Raw genomic sequence first — 2225 nt, 5'->3', positions numbered from 1 at the left:
GACTTCTGTTTAACAGATTGGCAATGCCAATCTGATTCATATGTAGTTGTAAACACGCTTTTATCTGGTATCGTTCATCGTTAGTCAGTTGTTGATAATTCATTGCAATTTCCCGTAGTAAGAAAATAGCAAAGTTTATTACAACTGGCTATTTAATTACAATTAAAATTGCATTTGTTATGCGAATTCAAGAAACAAACACCAGTTATGTGCTTAAGGTTAAAATATCAGCAGCTGATGTAGCCGATAAAACAGCCGATATTACCATTAACATCACCAATATCCTTGAGAATGTTCTAGGCATTAACAACCAAGGCAGAAACATTGCTGAGAATTCCAGTATCAATAGCAATGTAGGCGCCGTATTAAGCACCACAGGCACCATAACAGGCTTTGAGATTGTCAGTGGCAATACACAAAATACCTTTGCTATTAACAACACAGGACAAATCACCCTCGCAAAAGCACTAGATTATGAAGCCACTAACGCCTACACCTTAAGAATCAAAATCACAGGATCAGATGCAGTTGCCAAAGAAGCAAATGTAGCGATTAGCATTAGCAACATCTTGGAAAACACCATTGCCTTTAATAACCAACAACTCAATATTGTAAAAGGCTCAAGCGCCGACACTCTAGTTGGAACACTTGCCCTTAGTAGTGGTAGTAGCGCAGTTAATGCCTGGGAAATCACAGGGGGTGCAAATCAAAATGATTATAAGATTGACAATAATGGTATAGTTAAAGTTAAAACAACCTTAGCAAACACATCTGCCACCCACACTATCATAGTTAAAGCCAGTGGTGTTGATGCGGATAGCGTTAGTGCAACCATTACTATTAATGTCATCAACAACCCTGACCCAGCAGTCATTACCAATACTAATATTAGTCGCAATGAAGGCACCAGCCTCACCGCACTTAGTATCAATGCCACTAATGATCCAAACTCGCAAACACTCACCTATGGCATCAGCGGCACCGATGCTAACTTATTTAATGTGATTAGCACAACAGGCGTTATAACCTTTAAATCCGCCCCTGACTACGAAAACCCTACCGATTCTGGTAGTAATAATGTCTACAACCTTACTTTAGAAGTTAACGATGAAATCTCCACCACCACTAAAGCCATCAGCATTACTATTAACAACCTCAATGAGGCAAATATTGGCATTAGCCCACAAAGCAGAAACATTGCTGAGAATTCCAGTATCAATAGCACTATAGGCGCTGTATTAATCACCACAGGCACCGTAACAAACTTTGAGATTACTGCTGGTAATGACGCAGGCTTATTTAAGATCAATAACAGCGGACAAATCCAAGTGGCTAATGCCAGCCTAGATTATGAAACAACAGCCAGCCACACACTTAGCGTTAAAATAACAGGCACTGATGCAACCGATAAAACAGCTAATATTACCATTAACATCACCAATACCCCTGATACAGCACTAGAGAAAACCCCAACTGTGAAAGCAGGTGCTGATATTATTACTAGCATTAACAAGAGCGTTACCCTCACCGCTACAGGAAATGACCCAGATGGTAATAACAATGATCTTAAATACACATGGACACAAACCACAGGGATTAATGTCGCATTAACAGGGGCAGACACTGCAAGTGCTAGTTTCACCACCACTGCTGCTATGAAAGACACAGACCTTACCTTTAGCGTCAGTGTCTCTGATAACGAGGGTCTTAAAAGCGCTAGTGACAGCATTACTGTCAAAGTCAATAACGCCAAAGTAGTTGCTTTAGCTGTGCGTAAAGAAAGCAAAGCCGCCAATAAAGTGTTACTCAGTAAAGCAAGTAAAGTCGTAATGAGCAGACTCTCTTTTCTACGCCATAAGAAAAACAAACAAAGCGGCTTCAATGTCAGTGGTTTTGTTAATGGCATTCAAGTGAGTCTTGCTAACAGCGAACTCAAAAGAGTGATGAACAGCGTGCTAAGTGCCAATGGACTTAATCCTGTTATTAAAACCCCAACTAGAAAACTCAATCGCTGGGACACATGGACATCTGCCAAGCTTGTGATTGGTAATAGTAAAGGAGGCAACAATAACAAAACCAAATTTAACTTTAAATCCTTAAATATTGGCATGGATAGAAGCCTAGATGAAGACAAAATGCTAGGCTTTAGTCTAGGACTAGGCAAAGAAGACCGTACTGCCACTGGCACTGATTTCTCAGGCGATATTGACACCACGCAATGGACA

1 protein-coding gene and 1 pseudogene are annotated in these 2225 nt (G+C 40.4%); one reads left to right on the top strand and one right to left on the bottom strand.

Features of this window, described 5'->3' with window-relative positions; all coding sequences use genetic code 11:
- A pseudogene (locus CRYPD_RS08540) lies at positions 1–103 on the bottom strand (IS30 family transposase); the annotation flags it as partial.
- Positions 104–179: 76 nt separating this feature from the next.
- Between CRYPD_RS08540 and CRYPD_RS07570 the strand changes: the two are divergent.
- Positions 180–2225: cadherin repeat domain-containing protein (locus CRYPD_RS07570; protein ID WP_138146967.1), on the top strand; the 2046-nt coding region annotated here is incomplete at its 3' end.

The sequence above is a fragment of the Bathymodiolus heckerae thiotrophic gill symbiont genome, from assembly GCF_900180345.1.
Classification (GTDB): domain Bacteria; phylum Pseudomonadota; class Gammaproteobacteria; order PS1; family Pseudothioglobaceae; genus Thiodubiliella.
This window is presented reverse-complemented; position numbering and strand designations above follow the sequence as displayed.